At 69.6% G+C, this 16,140-nt stretch carries 12 protein-coding genes; 9 read left to right on the forward strand and 3 right to left on the reverse strand.

Going from position 1 to position 16,140, the window contains the following annotated elements; all coding sequences use genetic code 11:
* The first annotated feature begins 144 nt into the window (after positions 1 to 144).
* Both AB0383_RS23695 and AB0383_RS23700 read left to right on the forward strand, forming a co-directional pair.
* A complete protein-coding gene (locus AB0383_RS23695; RefSeq protein WP_366188553.1) occupies positions 145 to 816 on the forward strand; it encodes a class I SAM-dependent methyltransferase in 672 nt (223 codons plus the stop codon).
* Between the two features lie 61 nt (positions 817 to 877).
* A complete protein-coding gene (locus tag AB0383_RS23700) occupies positions 878 to 1,915 on the forward strand; it encodes a HoxN/HupN/NixA family nickel/cobalt transporter (protein ID WP_366188632.1) in 1,038 nt (345 codons plus the stop codon).
* Between the two features lie 98 nt (positions 1,916 to 2,013).
* On the opposite strand, the gene AB0383_RS23705 is transcribed toward AB0383_RS23700, so the two are convergent.
* Positions 2,014 to 2,838 carry an NAD(P)-dependent oxidoreductase gene (locus AB0383_RS23705; RefSeq protein WP_364177060.1) on the reverse strand — a complete coding sequence of 275 codons (825 nt, stop codon included), beginning with the start codon at positions 2,836 to 2,838 and terminating at the stop codon, positions 2,014 to 2,016.
* A gap of 86 nt (positions 2,839 to 2,924) precedes the next feature.
* Entirely contained in the window at positions 2,925 to 3,953 is a 1,029-nt protein-coding gene (locus AB0383_RS23710; protein ID WP_364176690.1) for a cupin domain-containing protein, read from the reverse strand.
* A gap of 139 nt (positions 3,954 to 4,092) precedes the next feature.
* On the opposite strand from AB0383_RS23710, the gene AB0383_RS23715 reads away from it, so the two are divergent.
* The 7 genes from AB0383_RS23715 (at position 4,093) to AB0383_RS23745 (ending at position 13,750) form a co-directional block, all read left to right on the forward strand.
* Positions 4,093 to 5,082: a hypothetical protein gene (locus AB0383_RS23715; RefSeq protein ID WP_364176687.1), complete on the forward strand. Its 990-nt coding sequence runs from the start codon at positions 4,093 to 4,095 to the stop codon at positions 5,080 to 5,082.
* 349 nt (positions 5,083 to 5,431) lie between these two features.
* Entirely contained in the window at positions 5,432 to 6,523 is a 1,092-nt protein-coding gene (locus tag AB0383_RS23720) for an extracellular solute-binding protein (protein WP_364176684.1), read from the forward strand.
* Between the two features lie 43 nt (positions 6,524 to 6,566).
* Complete coding sequence (locus AB0383_RS23725; protein ID WP_366188554.1) at positions 6,567 to 8,348, forward strand: iron ABC transporter permease; 1,782 nt, start codon at positions 6,567 to 6,569, stop codon at positions 8,346 to 8,348.
* A 42-nt stretch (positions 8,349 to 8,390) separates the two neighbouring features.
* The gene (locus AB0383_RS23730; protein ID WP_366188555.1) at positions 8,391 to 9,482 is read left to right on the forward strand and encodes an ABC transporter ATP-binding protein; all 1,092 of its coding nucleotides are present in this window, start codon (positions 8,391 to 8,393) and stop codon (positions 9,480 to 9,482) included.
* 22 nt (positions 9,483 to 9,504) lie between these two features.
* Positions 9,505 to 10,974: a hypothetical protein gene (locus tag AB0383_RS23735; RefSeq protein WP_366188556.1), complete on the forward strand. Its 1,470-nt coding sequence runs from the start codon at positions 9,505 to 9,507 to the stop codon at positions 10,972 to 10,974.
* Entirely contained in the window at positions 10,971 to 11,777 is an 807-nt protein-coding gene (locus AB0383_RS23740; RefSeq protein WP_255638253.1) for a CbbQ/NirQ/NorQ/GpvN family protein, read from the forward strand. The genes AB0383_RS23735 and AB0383_RS23740 overlap by 4 nt, the downstream gene beginning before the upstream one ends.
* Positions 11,774 to 13,750: a VWA domain-containing protein gene (locus tag AB0383_RS23745; protein ID WP_366188557.1), complete on the forward strand. Its 1,977-nt coding sequence runs from the start codon at positions 11,774 to 11,776 to the stop codon at positions 13,748 to 13,750. The genes AB0383_RS23740 and AB0383_RS23745 overlap by 4 nt, the downstream gene beginning before the upstream one ends.
* Before the next feature lie 21 nt (positions 13,751 to 13,771).
* On the opposite strand, the gene AB0383_RS23750 is transcribed toward AB0383_RS23745, so the two are convergent.
* Positions 13,772 to 16,081 carry a protein kinase gene (locus AB0383_RS23750; RefSeq protein WP_366188558.1) on the reverse strand — a complete coding sequence of 770 codons (2,310 nt, stop codon included), beginning with the start codon at positions 16,079 to 16,081 and terminating at the stop codon, positions 13,772 to 13,774.
* Positions 16,082 to 16,140: the final 59 nt, after the last annotated feature.

Consider the following 16,140-nt stretch of genomic DNA (forward strand, 5'->3'; position numbering starts at 1 on the left):
CGCGCCCACCCCGCCCCGGACGCCAAAAACACCACCACCCGCCGCCGCCGTCCCCGCCGCCCCCGCCCCGGCCGCCCCCCCCCCCCGCACTCCAGGCGGGAGCACGGCCGAGTCACGAACCCATCCGACCTGTGAGGAGTGCCCGTGCCCGAAGGAACACCCGTGTCCGAATGGCTCGACCCGACCGTCGCGACGTCGTGGCTGGAACAGGACAGCCTCGTCGGATTCCTCGTGCTGCCCCGGCGAATCGCCGCCACGCTGGTGGCGGGCGACCGGCCGCGGACGAAACTGGTGGCCGACATCGGCAGCGGCCCCGGTGACTTCCTGGAGGTCCTGCTCGATCTGTTCCCCAGCGCCCACGGCATCTGGACCGACGTCTCCACGGTGATGGAAGACGCCGCCCGCGCGCGGCTCGCCCGCTTCGCCGCCCGCGTTTCCTACCAGCTCACCGACATGACGGACCTCGCGCAGCTGCCCGGTGACCTCGACGTGGTGATGACCTCGCGGGCCAGCCACCACCTCAACCCGGCGCAGCTGGCGCGGTTCTACACCGAGGTGGCCGAGCACCTGGCGCCCGGCGGCTGGCTGCTGAACCTCGACCACATCGGGCCCGGGCCGGTGTGGGACGCGCGGCTGCGCGCGGCCCGCAAGCAGCTCATCCCGCCTTCCGACAAGGCCGGTGCCCACAAGCACAACGACGCCCTGCCGTCGGTGAACGACCACCTCGAAGGGCTCGCGAAGGCCGGATTCACCGACGTCGAAATGCCCTGGCGCGGCCTCTACACCTGCCTGCTGGCGGCTCGTCGTGACGGTTGACGGAAGGCTCGCCCGCCTCCGCGTCGCGCTCAGCGGCCGCGAGTGGGCGTCGCTGGGCGGCATGGCCACGGTTGTCCTGCTGCTGAACCTCGTCGGCTGGGGAGTGCTCGGCCTCGTGGTGGCCCCGGAGCACCACGCGCTGGCCGGCGGTGGGTTCTTCGGAGTCGGGCTCGGCGTCACGGCGTTCACGCTGGGGTTGCGCCACGCGTTCGACGCCGACCACATCGCCGCCATCGACAACACCACTCGCAAGCTGATGGCCGAGGGGGGCCGGCCGCTGTCGGTCGGGTTCTGGTTCTCACTCGGTCACTCGACCGTCGTGTTCGGACTGTGCCTGCTGCTCTCGATCGGGGTGCGCGCGCTCGCCGGATCGGTCACGGACGACTCGTCGGCGCTGCACCGGGTGACCGGCCTGATCGGCACGTCGGTGTCGGGGGTGTTCCTCTACATCATCGGGATCGTCAACCTGGTGGTGCTGTTCGGCATCCTGCGCGTGTTCCGCGAGATGCGCCACGGCCGGTTCAGCGAAGCCGAGCTCGAGGAGCACCTCGCGCGGCGCGGCGTGCTGAACCGGATGCTGTCCGGCCTGACGAAGGCGGTCCGCAAGCCCTGGCACATCTATCCGGTGGGTGTCCTCTTCGGACTCGGGTTCGACACCGCCACCGAAGTGGGCCTGCTCGTGCTGGCGGCCGGCGCGGCCACTTTCGCCCTGCCCTGGTACGCGATCCTCGTGCTGCCGGTGCTGTTCGCGGCGGGGATGACGCTGTTCGACACCGCCGACGGCTGCTTCATGAACTTCGCCTACGGGTGGGCGTTCGCGAAGCCGGTGCGCAAGGTCTTCTACAACCTCACCGTGACCGCGCTCTCGGTGGCCGTCGCGCTCGTCATCGGGACGATCGAGCTGCTGTCGATCCTCGCCGACCGGCTCGGGATCGTCTCGGGCCCGCTGGCCGCGATCGCCGACCTCGACCTGAACAACGTCGGCTTCGCGATCGCCGGATTGTTCGTCGCGACCTGGCTCGTCGCCGTGATCGTCTGGCGGGTCGGCCGGATCGAGGAGAAGTGGTCGGCCCACCTCTCCGTCGACCCCGACCGTTAGGTGTGCCGATCGTTACCAATCCGACCACAGTCACGGCCGAATGGCCTTCGTAGCAACGGTTACGTGCCGCGCGGGGGGTCCGCCTACTTTTGGCCGGATTAGTAAGAGGCCGGCCCTTCGAACAGCTCCGCCACGCCCGCGACGGTGATGCCCTCCATCACCTCGCGGGCGGTGTGCGCCACCGGCAGGTCCTGTCCCACTCCGTCGGCCATGCGGAACGCGTTAGCCAGATCCTTGCGGTACCAGGTGAAACGCATCAGTTCGAGTTGCGCGAGCGTGGCGCTCGCGGCCACTCCGTCGAGCAGCGCCCGGCGCAGCTTCGCCGGCTCGACCCCCAGGCTGCGACCGAGCCGCATCGCCTCGACGATCGCCGTGATCTGACCCCAGTGGCACAGGTTGTTCACCGTCTTGCCGACCTGGCCGGAGCCGAGCGGACCGAGGTGGTGCACCGCTTTCGTCCACGGCGCGAGTGCCGGGCGCACCCGGTCCAGCACGGATTCTTCCCCGCCGACCAGCAGGACGATCTCGCCGTTCTCCGCTCCGCGGACGCCACCGGTGAGGGCCGCGTCCAGGACGGCCACTCCGGCACCTCCGGCCTCGGCCTCGACTCGGCGGGAGGTCTCGGGCGTCACCGAACTGCAGATCAGCAACGCGGAGCCGCGCTTCGCGGTGGCCAGCACGGCCGCCGACACCTCGAGCACGTCCTCATCGGACGGCACGATCACGAGCACCACGTCGCACCCGCCGAGCTCCGCCGCGGACCCGGCAGCCCGCGCACCCCCTTCGACGTGTTCGTCCACTGTGGAGCGATTCCGATCGAACACCACTGTGTCCAGGCCGGCGCGGACAAGGTGCCGGGCGATCGGCCCGCCCATCGCCCCCAGCCCTGCCACCCCGACACCGGCGATTCCGTGGTTCGGCATCAGCACGTTCCTCTCCTTCGGCAAACGGTCGAACGAAAAGGGCCTGCCTCGCGGCGAACCACGAGACAGGCCCCTCCGGCGGACGATCAGACGGTCGCGGCGGCTTCGGCCAGCTCGCCGGCGGCGTACTCCGGAGCGTTTTCGAAGTAGTGCACCTTGTCGTAGCCGAGGTGCTTGAACATGCGGTTCTGCGCGGACAGCAACCGCAGCGGAGTGCCGTCGGCGGCGTAATGCACCGCGATTGTGTTCTGCGGAACGTAGAGCGTGTCGCCCTTCGTGATCTCGTGCCGGGTCGGCGTCTTCGCGACTCGCGCGTAGTACTTCTCCGCGATCTCCTCCTGGACTTCCCAGTGCAGCGAATAGCCGGAGCCGTCGAGCACGTAGAGGACTTCGTCGGCCATCTTCCAGTGCTTGCCCGAGCGGCTGCCGGCCGGGATGTCGAGCTCGAAGACGTCGACGGAGAACTGGCGCAGGTCCGTCCGCTCGGGACTGTTGAGCACGCGGACGCGGCCCATCGGGGTCGTTTCCCAGACCGTGTCCTCTTGCCGCACCACCTTCTTGCGCTCCAGCACGCCGTCGGTCCAGATCCTCGACCAGTCCTCGCGCTCACCGAACTCGTCCGGCCGCTCGATCGGGCCGCCGCGGCCCTGCTGCAGCAGGCCCAGGAACATCCACGTGCACTTGGCTTTCATGACCAGCGCGACGGCTTTTTCGTCGTAGGGGTTGTAGTGCCGGTGCACCGAGTCGGTGTGCACGAAGACCAGTTCCCCGGCCTTCCAGTCGTAACGCTGGTCGTCGTGGATCTCGTAGCCGGCGCCTTCGAGGATGTAGAAGGACGCCTCGTTCTGGTGTCCGTGTCCCCGGTTGGAGCTGTGCGGCGGCAGTTCGACGAAATGCACCTGCAACGTCTGGGTCAGGAAGTCCTCGTCCCCCGGCCCGATCCGCCACCACGTGCGGGACTTCTCCGAGTCGCCGGAGTGGCCGACCTTCGCGTCGTCGACCACCACCGAGTCGTCGCGGACCCGTTCGGCGGCCAGCTGGGCCTGACGGAACTGACCGAGCCCGTAGGTCTCAGAAGTCAAGCCACGTACGAACACGCGTCCCTTCTTGCCCATGCGTTCCTCGCTTTCCCGCGCCTTGGCGCTTTTCGACGGAGGCAGAACATGTTCCTCCCGGACGTCCCGCCCGGGTACGCTCCGAAGTATAGGCCTAACTGTCCTACCAATCCAGAGCCCGAGCTTCCGGGAGGCTTCCTTGAGCGACGTCCGCCTCAGCATCGCGACCACCGACTACGACCACTTCCGGGATTTCCGCACCGGCGCCGTGCGCGCCCAGGGCATCGACCACACCTGGTCGATGCTGAGTCACCACGAGATCTTCGCGCGGTTCACCGCGAACCGTGAGTGGGACGTGGCCGAGTTGTCCTTCGCCAAGTTCAGCACGCAGATCACCCGCGACGAGCCGGACATCGTGGGACTTCCGGTCGTCTGCTCGCGCCTGTTCCGGTTCGGCTCGTTCTACGTCAACCGCAACAGCGGCATCCGCTCCGTGGAAGACCTGCGCGGCAAGAAGGTCGGCTCGCCCGAGTGGGCCCACTCCGCGGCGGTGTACATGCGCGGCTGGCTGCACAACGACATGGGCGTCAAACTCGACGAGATCGAGTGGTACCAGGCCGGCGCGAACGCCCCGGGCCGCGTCGAGAAGGTGGAGCTGACCCTGCCGCCCGGCGTGCGGCTCACCCGCGTTTCCGACCGGTCGCTGTCCGACCTGCTCGCCGCGGGCGACATCGACTGCGCGATCATCGCCCGGCCGCCGACGTGCTTCCTCGAAGGACACCCCGACGTCGTGCGCCTGTTCCCGGACTACCGCGAACGGGAACAGGACTACTACCGCGACACCGGCATCTGGCCGATCATGCACCTGATCGCGATGCGCCGGCAGATCCTCGACGAGCACCCCTGGGTGGCGCGCAACCTCTACAACGCCTTCCTGGAGTCGAAACAGCGCAGCGTCGAACGGCTTCTCGACCCCGCCGTGTCGCGCTACCCGCTCCCCTGGCTCGCCACCTACGGCCGCGAAATGCGCGAACTCTTCGCCGGCGACCCATTCCCCTTCGGCATCGAACCCAATCGCGCGACCTGGGAACAACTGCTTACCTATGCAGCCCAGCAGGGAATAGCGCACCGGCTCGCCACGGCCGACGAGATCTTCCCGGCCGGGATCATGACCGAGGTGGTGGTGTGAACCCGGTGCGGTAATCCGCCATTCGGCCCTACGGTTTCCGCCGGGCTTTGGCAGAATGGCTGCCACTTCGCCGCAGGGACGCGCCCGCCCGCACTCATCGCGCACGGGCCGTCCCGCGCTGCGCTCACTGTCCGAAGTGGATCCGTGGGCCGAGGATTTCGATCGGGAGCAGCATCGGCATCAACGGTTGACAAATGGTCATACCATAGGTCCATACTGCTCGAACCGAACGGCCCGTGGCCTCAGGCACCGGACCCTCGGCACCCGAAGCTCTGCGACAGTTCCGCACTCACATCGTGGTGAGCCCGCCTTGTTCCCGGCGGCGGTCCGCTCACCGAAGGGAACCGCAATGCACAAGAGGCGAAGCACCCGACGGACCGTCTCGGCCGTCCTCGCCGGCGGCCTGGCGTTGACGATGGCCGCCGCGTGCGGCTCCGGCGCGGCCAGCTCTACCGACGCGGCCCAGACGACGGCCGACCAGCGCAACCCCCAGCAGCTCGCCGAGGTGGCGGCGAGGGAAGGCCAGGTGGTCTGGTACACCACGTTCGCCGACGCCGACGTCGCGCCGATCATCGCGTCGTTCAACAAGGTCTACCCGAAGATCAAGGTCAACGCGCTGCGGCTGAGCGCCGACAAGATCCCGCCCCGCGTGATCACCGAGCAGCGCGGCGGCAAGTACAACGCCGACGTGGTCTCCGGTGACTCACCGCAGATCGCCCAGCTCCTTCAGGCGGGCGCACTGCAGCCCTACAAACCGGTCGACGCCGCGCCGCTGCCCGCCGGGCTCAGCCTGCCCGACGGCTACCAGGGTGTCGTGTACGCCGTCACCACCGTGCTCTCCTGGAACCCCCAGGTGCTCAGTCAGAAAGGCCTCACCGCACCGAAATCCTGGGAGGACCTCACGAAGCCTCAATGGCGCGGCCAGTTCTCGATCGACCCCGGCGCGGTCAACTGGTACGACAGCCTGATCACGGCGATGGGCCACGACAAGGCACTGGCGTTGCTGAAGGGGCTCGGCGACAACGCGCCGGTGTTCGTCGAGAGCCACACCCAGTCGCTGACCAACGTGCAAGCCGGCGAGCCGCTCGCCGCCGCGACCGCGTACGGCTACAAAGCCTCCAGCCTCAAGAAGAAGACGCCGAACACCCTGGACTTCGTCAACGGCACACCACTGCCCGCGTCGCTGAACCTGATCGACGTCGTGAAGAACTCGCCGCACCCCAACGCCGCCCGCCTCTTCGACGACTGGATGGTCTCCAAGGCCGGGCAGCAGGAGATCGTCGACGTCACCAACCACACGTCGGTCCGCCCGGACGTCACCAACGACGCGAAGGTGTGGGACGAGACGAAGTGGCCGGCCGCGTGGGGGCACCCGAACCTCTCGCAGGCGGACTACAACAACGAGCTCGCGGAAATGAAGTCGGCACTGAAAGCGCCGTGACCCCTGACGGCCGTGGCGGACCCCGCCGGCGAAAGGACCCACGATGACCCTGCTGGACACCCGACCCGGCGACCCGGCACCCACCGAGACCGGCCGGGCCGTGAAGACCTCGCGCCACCGGTCCTGGCGATCCCTGCTGCAGCCGCGCTACCTCACGCTCGCCATCGCGGCGATCGCGGTGGCCTACCTCGCACTGGTGCCGGTCGGCACGATGATCTACGCCAGCCTGCAGACGTCGTTCCTCGGCACCGGCGTTTCGACATGGACACTGCACAACTACGCCACGACCTTCGCGTCCGACGGGTTCGGCACCCTGGTGCTCAACTCGTTCCTCTACGCCGGGCTCACCGCGTTCGTCTGCACGGTGATCGGGTTCGGGCTCGCGTGGCTGGTCAGCCGGACCAACACGCCGTGCAAGACGTTCGCGCAGCTGGCGGCGCTCGTGCCGCTGATCGTGCCGGGGATCCTCAACACGGTGGCGTGGGCGCTGCTGCTCTCCCCCGAACGCGGGCCGCTCAACGGTGTCCTGCGGTCGGTGGGGCTCCCGGCGTTCAACATCTACTCGATCGCCGGCATGGTGTTCGTGCAGTCCATCCATGTCGCGCCGGTCGCGTTCCTCATGGGCACGGCGGCGTTCAGCTCGATGGACTCGTCGCTGGAGGAGGCCTCGCTCGCGTCGGGCGCCTCCCCCGTGCGCACCTTCCGCGTGATCACGCTGCGGATGGCCCGGCCGGCGATCCTGTCGGCCGCGCTGCTGATGTTCATCCAGACCATCTCGACGTTCGAGGTGCCGCAGCTGATCGGTGTGCCAGGCCACACATACGTGTTCGTCAGCCGGATCTACAGCGCACTGCAGGCGTTCCCGGCCGACTACGGCACGGTCGGGGTGATCGGGGTGTTCGTGCTGGTGATCGCGTCGATCGGGCTGATTCTGTCGCAACGGCTGAGCCGGCGCTCGGCGACGCAGACGATCACCGGCAAAGGGTTCCGCTCGACGGTGCAGGACCTGGGCCGGTGGCGGTGGGCGGGACTGGCCGTGTTCATCCTGTTCTTCCTCATCGCGGTCGTGCTGCCGCTGGCGATGCTGATCTGGTCGTCGCTGCTGCCCGGCTACGAACCGCCTTCGCTGAAAGCGCTGGGAGACCTGGGGTTCGGCAACTACGCCCAGATCTTCCGGCAGCCGGCCCTGATCGAGTCGGTGCGCAACAGCGTCGTCACGGCGGTGAGCTCGGCGGTGATCGTCACCGCGCTGAGCGCCGTGGTCGCCTACCTCACGGTGAAGACGAAGGTGTTCGGCCGCGGGCTGCTCGACGGGCTCGCGACGGTGCCGATCGCCGTGCCCAGCATCGTGATGGGCGTGGGCATCCTCTACTGGTACCTCGCCGCGCCGCTGCCCGTGCACCTCTACGGCACGCTGACCATCCTGGTCGTCGCCTTCGTGACGATCAGCCTGCCGTACGCGATGCGCTACCTCGTGCCCGGCATGTCGCAGATCAAGGACGAGCTCGAAGAGGCGGCGACCGCCAGCGGGGCTTCCTGGGCCCAGACTTTCCGGCGGGTGTTCATCCCGCTTCTCATGCCCTCACTGCTGGCCGCGTTCCTGTACACGATGATCGTCGCGTTCCGCGAGATCTCCGCGGCGATCTTCCTGTACTCCTCCGGGTCGGAGGTCGTGTCCGTGAGCATCTACGACCTCTATTCCAACGGCTCGTACCCGGTGGTCGCCGCGCTCGGCGTGGTGATGGTGCTGTTCCTGACGATCCTCGTCGCCGGTGTCCGGCTGCTCGGGCGCCGCTTCGGGATCCAGGGCGCGAATCAGAGCTGAGCACACCCGACAACAACCCCCGCGGGAGAGTGGGATCCGAAGATGATCAGGCTGACCGGACTGACGAAACGATTCCCGGGCCGGACCGTGGCCGCCAACGCGGTCGACGGGATCGACCTGGAGATCGCCGAGGGCAAGCTGGTGACCCTGCTGGGTCCCAGCGGCTGCGGGAAAACCACCACGCTACGGCTCATCGCCGGGCTGGAACGCGCCGACGCCGGCTCGATCGAGCTCGACGGCAAGGTCGTTTCCGACCCGCGCAACGGGGTGTTCGCCGGCGCGCACCGCCGGCCGATCGGGATCGTGTTCCAGTCGTACGCGATCTGGCCGCACATGTCGGTCGTGCAGAACGTGATGTTCCCCTTGCGGGTCAACAAACCCCGGGTCCGCGCCGCCGCGGCGCGCAAGAAGGCGCTCGACGCGCTCGATCTCGTGGGCCTGGCCGACTTCGCCGAACGCCCGGCCCCGGCGTTGTCCGGTGGCCAGCAGCAGCGGGTCGCGCTGGCCCGCGCCCTGGTGCGCGAGCCGAAGGTGCTGCTGCTCGACGAGCCACTGAGCAACCTCGACGCCGGGCTGCGGGACCGGATGCGCGACGAGATCCGCGCCGTGCAGCAGCGGCTCGGCATCACCACGGTGTTCGTCACCCACGACCAGGACGAGGCCCTCGCCGTCTCCGACGACGTGGTCGTGATGAACAGCGGCTCCATCGTCGAACGCGGCCGGCCGCAGGAGATCTACGCCCGGCCGCAACAGGAGTTCACCGCGCGCTTCCTCGGGGTCTCCAACACGCTCACCGGCGTCGTCACCGAGGTGCTGGAGACCGGCGTGTGCGTGCAGGTCGGACCCGGCCGGCTGGTCTGCGGCGCCAACTCCGAGCTGAGCGCGGGCGACACCGTCAGCGTGTTCATGCGGCCCGAGAGCTTCGGGTTCTCCCGCAAGCAGCACGACGCCGAAGCCTGGAAGGGCACCGTGCAGTTCAGCATCTACCACGGCGACTGCTGGGACTACTACGTCCGGCTCGGCGACGACGTGCTGAAGGTCCGCGTCTACAAGGAGAAGGTCGGCCTCGCCCACGGCGACCCGATTTTCCTGCAGCCCGAGCCCGAGGACGCGATCGTCCTGCCCGCGCACTGACCCGAAAGGAGCACGGTCGCCGATGACCGCCCCGTACCCCTTGTCCGCACAGGCTCCCGGTGTCCCCGCTCCGCTGCCCGGGTTCGACTACCCGGCGCCGCGGTTCCCGGGCTACCTCCTGCAGGAGCGCACCGACGACCTCGAGGAGCTGATGCCGCTCGCGCGGGCGCACGTGCGGCGCCGCTACGGCCGGTCCGCGCTCGGCGACGTCCGGCCCGGCGACGAGCTGCTGATCGTCACGTTCCCCCACCAACACGAGCTCGTGTTCAAGGCCATCCGCCAGGCACTGCTGGAGATCGGCGTCGCGAAGGTCGACCGGATCGACGTCACCGACCTCGGCATGGAGGTGAAGTCCTACAGCGCGGCCGAGGGGTGGCGGGAGATCACCGACCGGCTGCCGCCGATGATCGAGGAGGGCATCGAGTTCAACGTCGCCGCGGCCGCGCTGAAGCGCTACCTCGACGACCGCCCCGGTTACACCGGTGTCTACGCGGGTGAAGCCGGTCGCTCGCACTGGAGACGCGCCGCCGGCAAGCGGATCCGGAACAACTGGGTGTACTCGACCTACGAGGACTTCATCTCCCGCGCCAACGGGATCCCGGACGAGATCTGGCGGACCGTGGACCTCATGGTGGTCGACGCGTTCCGCGACGCCGCCGAGGTCCGCATCACGAGTCCCGAAGGGACGGACCTCGGCTGGCAGGTGACCCCGCAGCAGGCGGAGCTGTGGCCCAAGGGCGCCTACATCTCGGGGCACATCCTCGGCTCGACGATCCAGGGCATCCGGTTCGGCCACCCGGCGGAGACCTTCCTGCGCGAAGCGAAGACGTTGATGCCCACGCTCAACGGCGTGGTCGGCGGGACGAGCAACCACACCGGATACTTCCCGCACGCGTCGGTGACCATCGAGTCGGGGATGATCACCAAGATCCAGGGCGGCGGCCGCTACGGTGAGTTGTGGCGCGAGGTCGTGGAACGCTACCAGGACACGCACTACCCCGGCTTCCCTTACCCGGGCTGGGCGTACTTCAACGACGCGTCGATCGGCACCAACCCGAAGAGCTACCGCCAGATCGAAACCCTGTGGAACTACAACGACTCCTGGACGAACCTGCCCGAGCGCGCGCAGGCCGGCGTGATCCACTTCGGCTTCGGTGCCGAGCACTGGGACCAGACCTTCCTCTCCTACGCCAAGGAGAACAAGTTGCCGACGATGCACTTCCCCCACGTGCACAACCTGTTCGCCACCTACGAGATCCGGCGGCGCAGCACCGGCGAGTGGGTCAAGCTGATCGACAAGGGCCGCATCACCGCACTCGACTCCGAGCGCGTGGTGCGCCTCGCCAGCAGCCTCGGCGGCACGCACCACCTGGAGTACGACTGGATTCCCGCGGTGCCGGGCATCAACTACCCCGGGGACTACCACCGGGACTACGCGCCCGACCCGGTCTCGTGGATCCGCCGCGAGCAGAACGGGGAGTTCGCCCGGTGACCGCGCCGTTCTATCTGCCCGCAGGCGACGAGGTCGACCTCTTCCGCGCGGCCTACGACCAGCGCATCCCGGTGCTGCTCAAGGGACCCACCGGGTGCGGCAAGACCCGGTTCGTCGAATACATGGCGTGGGAGATCGCGAAACAACGCACCGGGGCGCCGCCGGACGAGCCGCTGGTGACCATCACCTGTCACGACGACCTCACCGCGGCCGACCTCGTCGGCCGGTACCTGCTCTCGGCCGAGGGCACGACGTGGCTCGACGGGCCGTTGACGCGGGCCGCGCGCACGGGTGCGATCTGCTACCTCGACGAGGTGGTCGAAGCCCGCAAGGACACGACCGTGGTGCTGCACTCGCTGACCGACCACCGGCGGATGCTGCCGCTCGAACGGCTCGGCACCACCGTGGCGGCGCACCCGGACTTCCTGCTCGTGGTGTCGTACAACCCGGGCTACCAGGTCACGAGCAAGGATCTCAAGCCGAGCACCCGGCAGCGGTTCCTCGCCATCGAGTTCGGCTACCCGGACGCCGATCTGGAGGCCGAGATCATCGCGCACGAAGCGGGCGTGCCCGCGGACGTGGCCGAGGCACTGGCCGCGCTCGGCGCCCGGATCCGCAACCTCGACGCCGCCGATCTCGTCGACGGCCCGAGCACCCGGCTGCTCGTCCACGCCGGCGCGCTCATCGGTCGCGGGGTCGCACCGCGGCGCGCGTGCGATCTCGCGCTGGTACTGGCCACCAGCGACGACCGGGACGTGCAGGACGCCGTCCGGCAGGTGACGCACGCCGTGTTCGCGGCATGACGGCGCTCGCGCCGCTGACCGGCTCGCTCTCGCTGTACTACCGGGCGTTGTGCGGGCGCGGGTGCGAACTGGTGCCCTACGACGACGATGCCGAACTTCGCCAACGGCCCGACACCGCGACGACCGTGCGGCTCCCGTCGCACGTGCACTCGGGACCGTCGTGGTACCAGGTGGCGCTGACGCATCGGGCGCTGCACCACGAACTCGGCACTTTCGAGCTCGATCTCGACCGGCCGGAGCCGTTCTTCCGGCGGCTGCGCCCGGCCGGCCTGAGCGGCGGGCTCGACCGCTTCGCCGGCCTGTTCGGCCGCACGGCGCTCGCGGTCGAGGTGTTCACCGCGCTCGAAGACCTGCGCGTGGACACCGCGGCCCTGCGCCTGTTCCCCGGCCTGGCACCGGCTTACGAGCGGGTGCGCCACGACGAGCTGGCGGCGAGGCCGGACCTCGCCGAGCTGCCGGCCCGCTCCGCCGCGGCCGAGGCGCTCGTCCGGCTGAGTCTCGGCGCCACCTCGATCCGGCTGCCGCCGGCACTGCATCCGGCAGTCACCCGGATCGCCGCCGTGGCGAAGGTACTGACCGACCGGGAGTCCACTGTGGAATCGACGGCCGAGGCGGCGATCCGGTGCTACGGCGTGCTGGTGCGGCTGCCCAACCTGGTGCCGGCGGCGGGTCCGGACGAAGAGGTCGCGTTCACCGAATCCGATGTGGACGACGGGTTCACGCTGCCGGGCCAGGAGTTCCGGCTCGAAGGTGACGAGGTGTTCGACGTCCGGTTCGCGCCCGTGCGCTACCGCGACGTGCCCGGTCCCCGGTATCTCGGTTTGTCGGCTTCCGGCATGCCGCTCACCGAGGCGATCCTGCGGACGACCGGCGAGGAAGGCCAGGCGGCCGACGAGTTCACCGAACGCTCGCTGGCGGCCGAGAGCGGACAGGTCGACGTCACGGCGGTCCAGCGCCCGCCGGAGCCGCTGCCGCACGACCACGGCCCCGACCTGGACGACCACCACCACGGGGAAACCGGGCCCGTCCACGCGAGCGGACGGCACGAGTTCGCCTATCCGGAGTGGGACCACCACGCCGGCCGGTACCTGACCGACTGGTGCCTGGTCCGCGAGAAGCGGCCCCGTTCGGGGCGCGGCGGCCGCGCGCACCGCGACGCGCTCAAGCGCAACCGCGCGCTGCTGCCCGCGCTGACCGCGCAGCTGGAACGCATGGCTCCGCTCGGGCGCCGCCGGCGCACGCGGCTGCGCCACGGCGACGACCTCGACCTCGACGCCTGCGTCGAAGCCATGGCCGACTTGCGGACCGGACGGACGCCGGGCGAGGCCGTCCACAGCGCGCTCGAACCGGTGGCCCGCGAGGTGGCCGTCGCGTTCGCACTGGACCTGAGCTCGTCGACGGCCGAACGCCTGCCCGAGCGCGACGACGGGATCCGCCGGATCCTCGACCTGGAGCGGGAATCGGTCGCGTTGCTCCTCGAAGCGGTGGAGCGGGTGGGCGACAGCTACGGCATCTACGGCTTCTCCGGCACCGGCCGCGAGGACGTCGTGGTTTCGGTCGTGAAGTCCCTCGACGAGCGGCGCACGCCGGCGACCCTGCGGCGGCTCGACGGGCTCGTGCCGCAGCACACCACCCGGATGGGCCCGGCCATCCGCCACCTCACCCGCCGGCTCGCCACGCACGGCGCGCCGGCGAAGCTGCTCGTGCTGGTTTCCGACGGTCGTCCGTTCGACCTCGACTACGGGCAGCGGTACGGCGAGGACGCCGTGCTGGACTACGCGCTCGCCGACACCACGCGCGCGCTCGCCGAAGCCCGCCTTGCCGGTGTCCGCCCGTACCTCATCACCGTCGACCCGGCCGGCGGCGACTACCTGCGGACGATGTGCGACCCCGACGAGTACCACGTGATCGCCGATCCGCGTGACCTGCCGATGGCCCTCGCCCGGCTGTACGTCACCGCCCGGCGTGCGTAGGCCGCGACGTAGAGCCGCGAGTCAGTGCGGCCGGGAGAGGTCGCCGGGCCGGAAACCTTCCAGCGTCGAGCTGACGAGCCCGTCGAACTGGTCCTTGTACTCACGCGGGTAGACCCAGCGCAACGCGGCCATCGAGGCGGATCCTGTGAACCCGCGTTCGTAGAAGATCTTGCCGTCGCCCTGGTAGCCGGAAATCGAGTACCGATCGCCCTCGACCTTCTGGTAGGTCACTCGTCCGCCGCCCGCTTCTGCCGCGGCGACCGCGCCGGCCAGCGCCTGGGCCGCGGACTGGTTCGAGTTGGCGCCCCACACCGTCAGCGTCGCGTCGACATCGGAGCTGGTGAACGTCATCCCGTCTCCGTTCGGCGGGGCGTACGGGGTCGCGAGGTAGCTCTCGGAGATCAGCGCGGTGAAACCGAACCGGGGGTTCGTGTATGTGGGCCCCTCCGCGGACTGACCAAGAGAGGGCGTCGTCGGCGGCGGGGAGAGCGAGGTCGAAGGCGGTGGCGAAGCGGGAGGCGACGAGGCGGGCGCCGTTCTGCCGAGCATCGTCAGGAACTTCGGCAGCAGCAGGTCGCCGATCCCGTTGTAGGGCAGGGTCACGGTCTCTTTCCCGGACGCCGTGTCGCAGCCGAGGTCGTACCACTGGATCTCGAACTCGGCCCCGGTCGCGGTGAACCCGATGGCCGCGCCCGGCACATGGTCGGCGCCCGAGCCGCGGTCGGCCGCGTCGATGGTGACCTTCTCTCCGTCACCGTCGATCGTGGGCACCCGGCAGAACCCGTTTTTCGTGACCGGCTCGAGCCGCTGGGTCAGCGTCCGCATCCCGGTCGCGGTCAGCACCTCGGGCCGGAACATGTCCTTCGGACCGAGCACCTGTCCCGTGCCGAGGTCGACGTTCACCGTCTCGGGGAACCGCCAGGTCGTGTGCGACAGCACGTCCGAATCCAGATCGTGGTCGTACCGCACGGAAAGCAGGCTCGGCGTCCGCAGCAGGATGCGTGCCGTCGTGTGCGCCGCGGCCGTGTCCCCTCGCTCCTGGAACATCTCGCGATTGCCGGCCACCCCGTCGCGGATCGCCTTCAGCCGCTTGTCGACCGGTGCCCGCAGCGCGTCGTTGATCCGTTGCCGGACCGCGGGATCCGGACCGCCGGACACCTGCGGAAACTGGAGGTCGTAGGTGACCGGCAGGGCCTGGTCCCGCCCCGACGTGGTCTGCAGGCTGACGGTGAGCGCCGCCGCTTGCGGGGGCGGATCGTCGTGGTTGCCGAAAATTGCCACTCCCCCGGCGACCAGCGCGCCGACGATGAGCACCGCGGCGGCGATCTTGCCGGCGATCACCGCGGTCGCGCCCACCCCGGTCCCCGTGGCCGGAACCCCGCCCCCGACCCCACCCCCGACCCCGGCCGCCACGGCACCGGCGCCGACCGGCGCGGCGGCCGTGCCGGCGGTGGCCAGCAACGCCAAGGGCGTCAACGCCGTCAACGCGGCGGCCGACGCGGCCAGGCGCTTCCAGCCGCGTTTCTCCCAGTTCTTCCCGTAGGCCTTGCGGGCGACGGTTTCCAGCTCCGCCACGAAAGCATCAGCCCGGGCCGGTCGCCACGCCGGATCCTTCGCCATCCCTCGCGCGATCAAGGGGCGCAACGCCTCGGGCACCGCCTCCACGGGCACCGGCGCCGCTTGGTGCAGCGAGCGCAGCCCTTCGGTCGTGTCCGCCCGGAACGGCACCTGTCCGGTGACGCACTGGTAGAACACGCAGGTTGCCGCGTACACGTCGGTGGCGGGCACCCCGGGCTGCCCGGACCACTGCTCCGGCGCCATGTACGACGGTGAACCGGCCGTCAGCCCATTGTGGCCGTCCAATGTGGCGAGCCCGAAGTCGACCAGCTTCGACACGCCTTCGCGGGACACCAGCACGTTTCCCGGTTTGTAGTCCCGGTGGACCACCCCGGCCGCGTGGGCGTCGGCGAGGCCGAGCAGCGAGCCCTTCAGAATGGCCAGCGCCGATTCGGGGGCGAGCACGTTCTCCGTCGCCAGCAGCGCGCGCAGCGACACACCGGGCACGGCCTCCATGACCAGCGCGGCGCCGTCCGGCGTCTCCACGAAGTCGAAGAGCCGCACCACGTGCGGGCTCCGCACGCCCGACAGCAGCCACGCCTCGCGCCGGAACCCGTCCGCGATCCTCGCGTCGGCGAGGTACTCCGCGCGCAGGTACTTGATCGCCGCCATCCGCCCCGAGGCCTCGTGCTTGGCCAGCACGACCCGCCCGAAGCCGCCGATGCCGAGCACGTCGACCTCGGTGAACCCGGGCACGCGCCAGGTGTCGCCCATTCCCCGCCCCCTCCGCGAATCGCGGAGGACATCAGACCACGACCGGAGGTTCGGCACTA

This window comes from Amycolatopsis sp. NPDC051373, assembly GCF_040689465.1.
In the GTDB taxonomy this organism is placed as follows: domain Bacteria; phylum Actinomycetota; class Actinomycetes; order Mycobacteriales; family Pseudonocardiaceae; genus Amycolatopsis.

Excerpts from the sequence above, each read along its gene's own strand:
- AB0383_RS23700 (WP_366188632.1), top strand. The coding sequence starts at position 878 with ATGGCCACGGTTGTCCTGCTGCTGAACCTCGTCGGCTGGGGAGTGCTC.
- AB0383_RS23705 (WP_364177060.1), bottom strand. The coding sequence starts at position 2,838 with ATGCCGAACCACGGAATCGCCGGTGTCGGGGTGGCAGGGCTGGGGGCG.
- AB0383_RS23710 (WP_364176690.1), bottom strand. The coding sequence starts at position 3,953 with ATGGGCAAGAAGGGACGCGTGTTCGTACGTGGCTTGACTTCTGAGACC.
- AB0383_RS23720 (WP_364176684.1), top strand. The coding sequence starts at position 5,432 with ATGCACAAGAGGCGAAGCACCCGACGGACCGTCTCGGCCGTCCTCGCC.
- AB0383_RS23725 (WP_366188554.1), top strand. The coding sequence starts at position 6,567 with ATGACCCTGCTGGACACCCGACCCGGCGACCCGGCACCCACCGAGACC.
- AB0383_RS23730 (WP_366188555.1), top strand. The coding sequence starts at position 8,391 with ATGATCAGGCTGACCGGACTGACGAAACGATTCCCGGGCCGGACCGTG.
- AB0383_RS23735 (WP_366188556.1), top strand. The coding sequence starts at position 9,505 with ATGACCGCCCCGTACCCCTTGTCCGCACAGGCTCCCGGTGTCCCCGCT.
- AB0383_RS23745 (WP_366188557.1), top strand. The coding sequence starts at position 11,774 with ATGACGGCGCTCGCGCCGCTGACCGGCTCGCTCTCGCTGTACTACCGG.
- AB0383_RS23750 (WP_366188558.1), bottom strand. The coding sequence starts at position 16,081 with ATGGGCGACACCTGGCGCGTGCCCGGGTTCACCGAGGTCGACGTGCTC.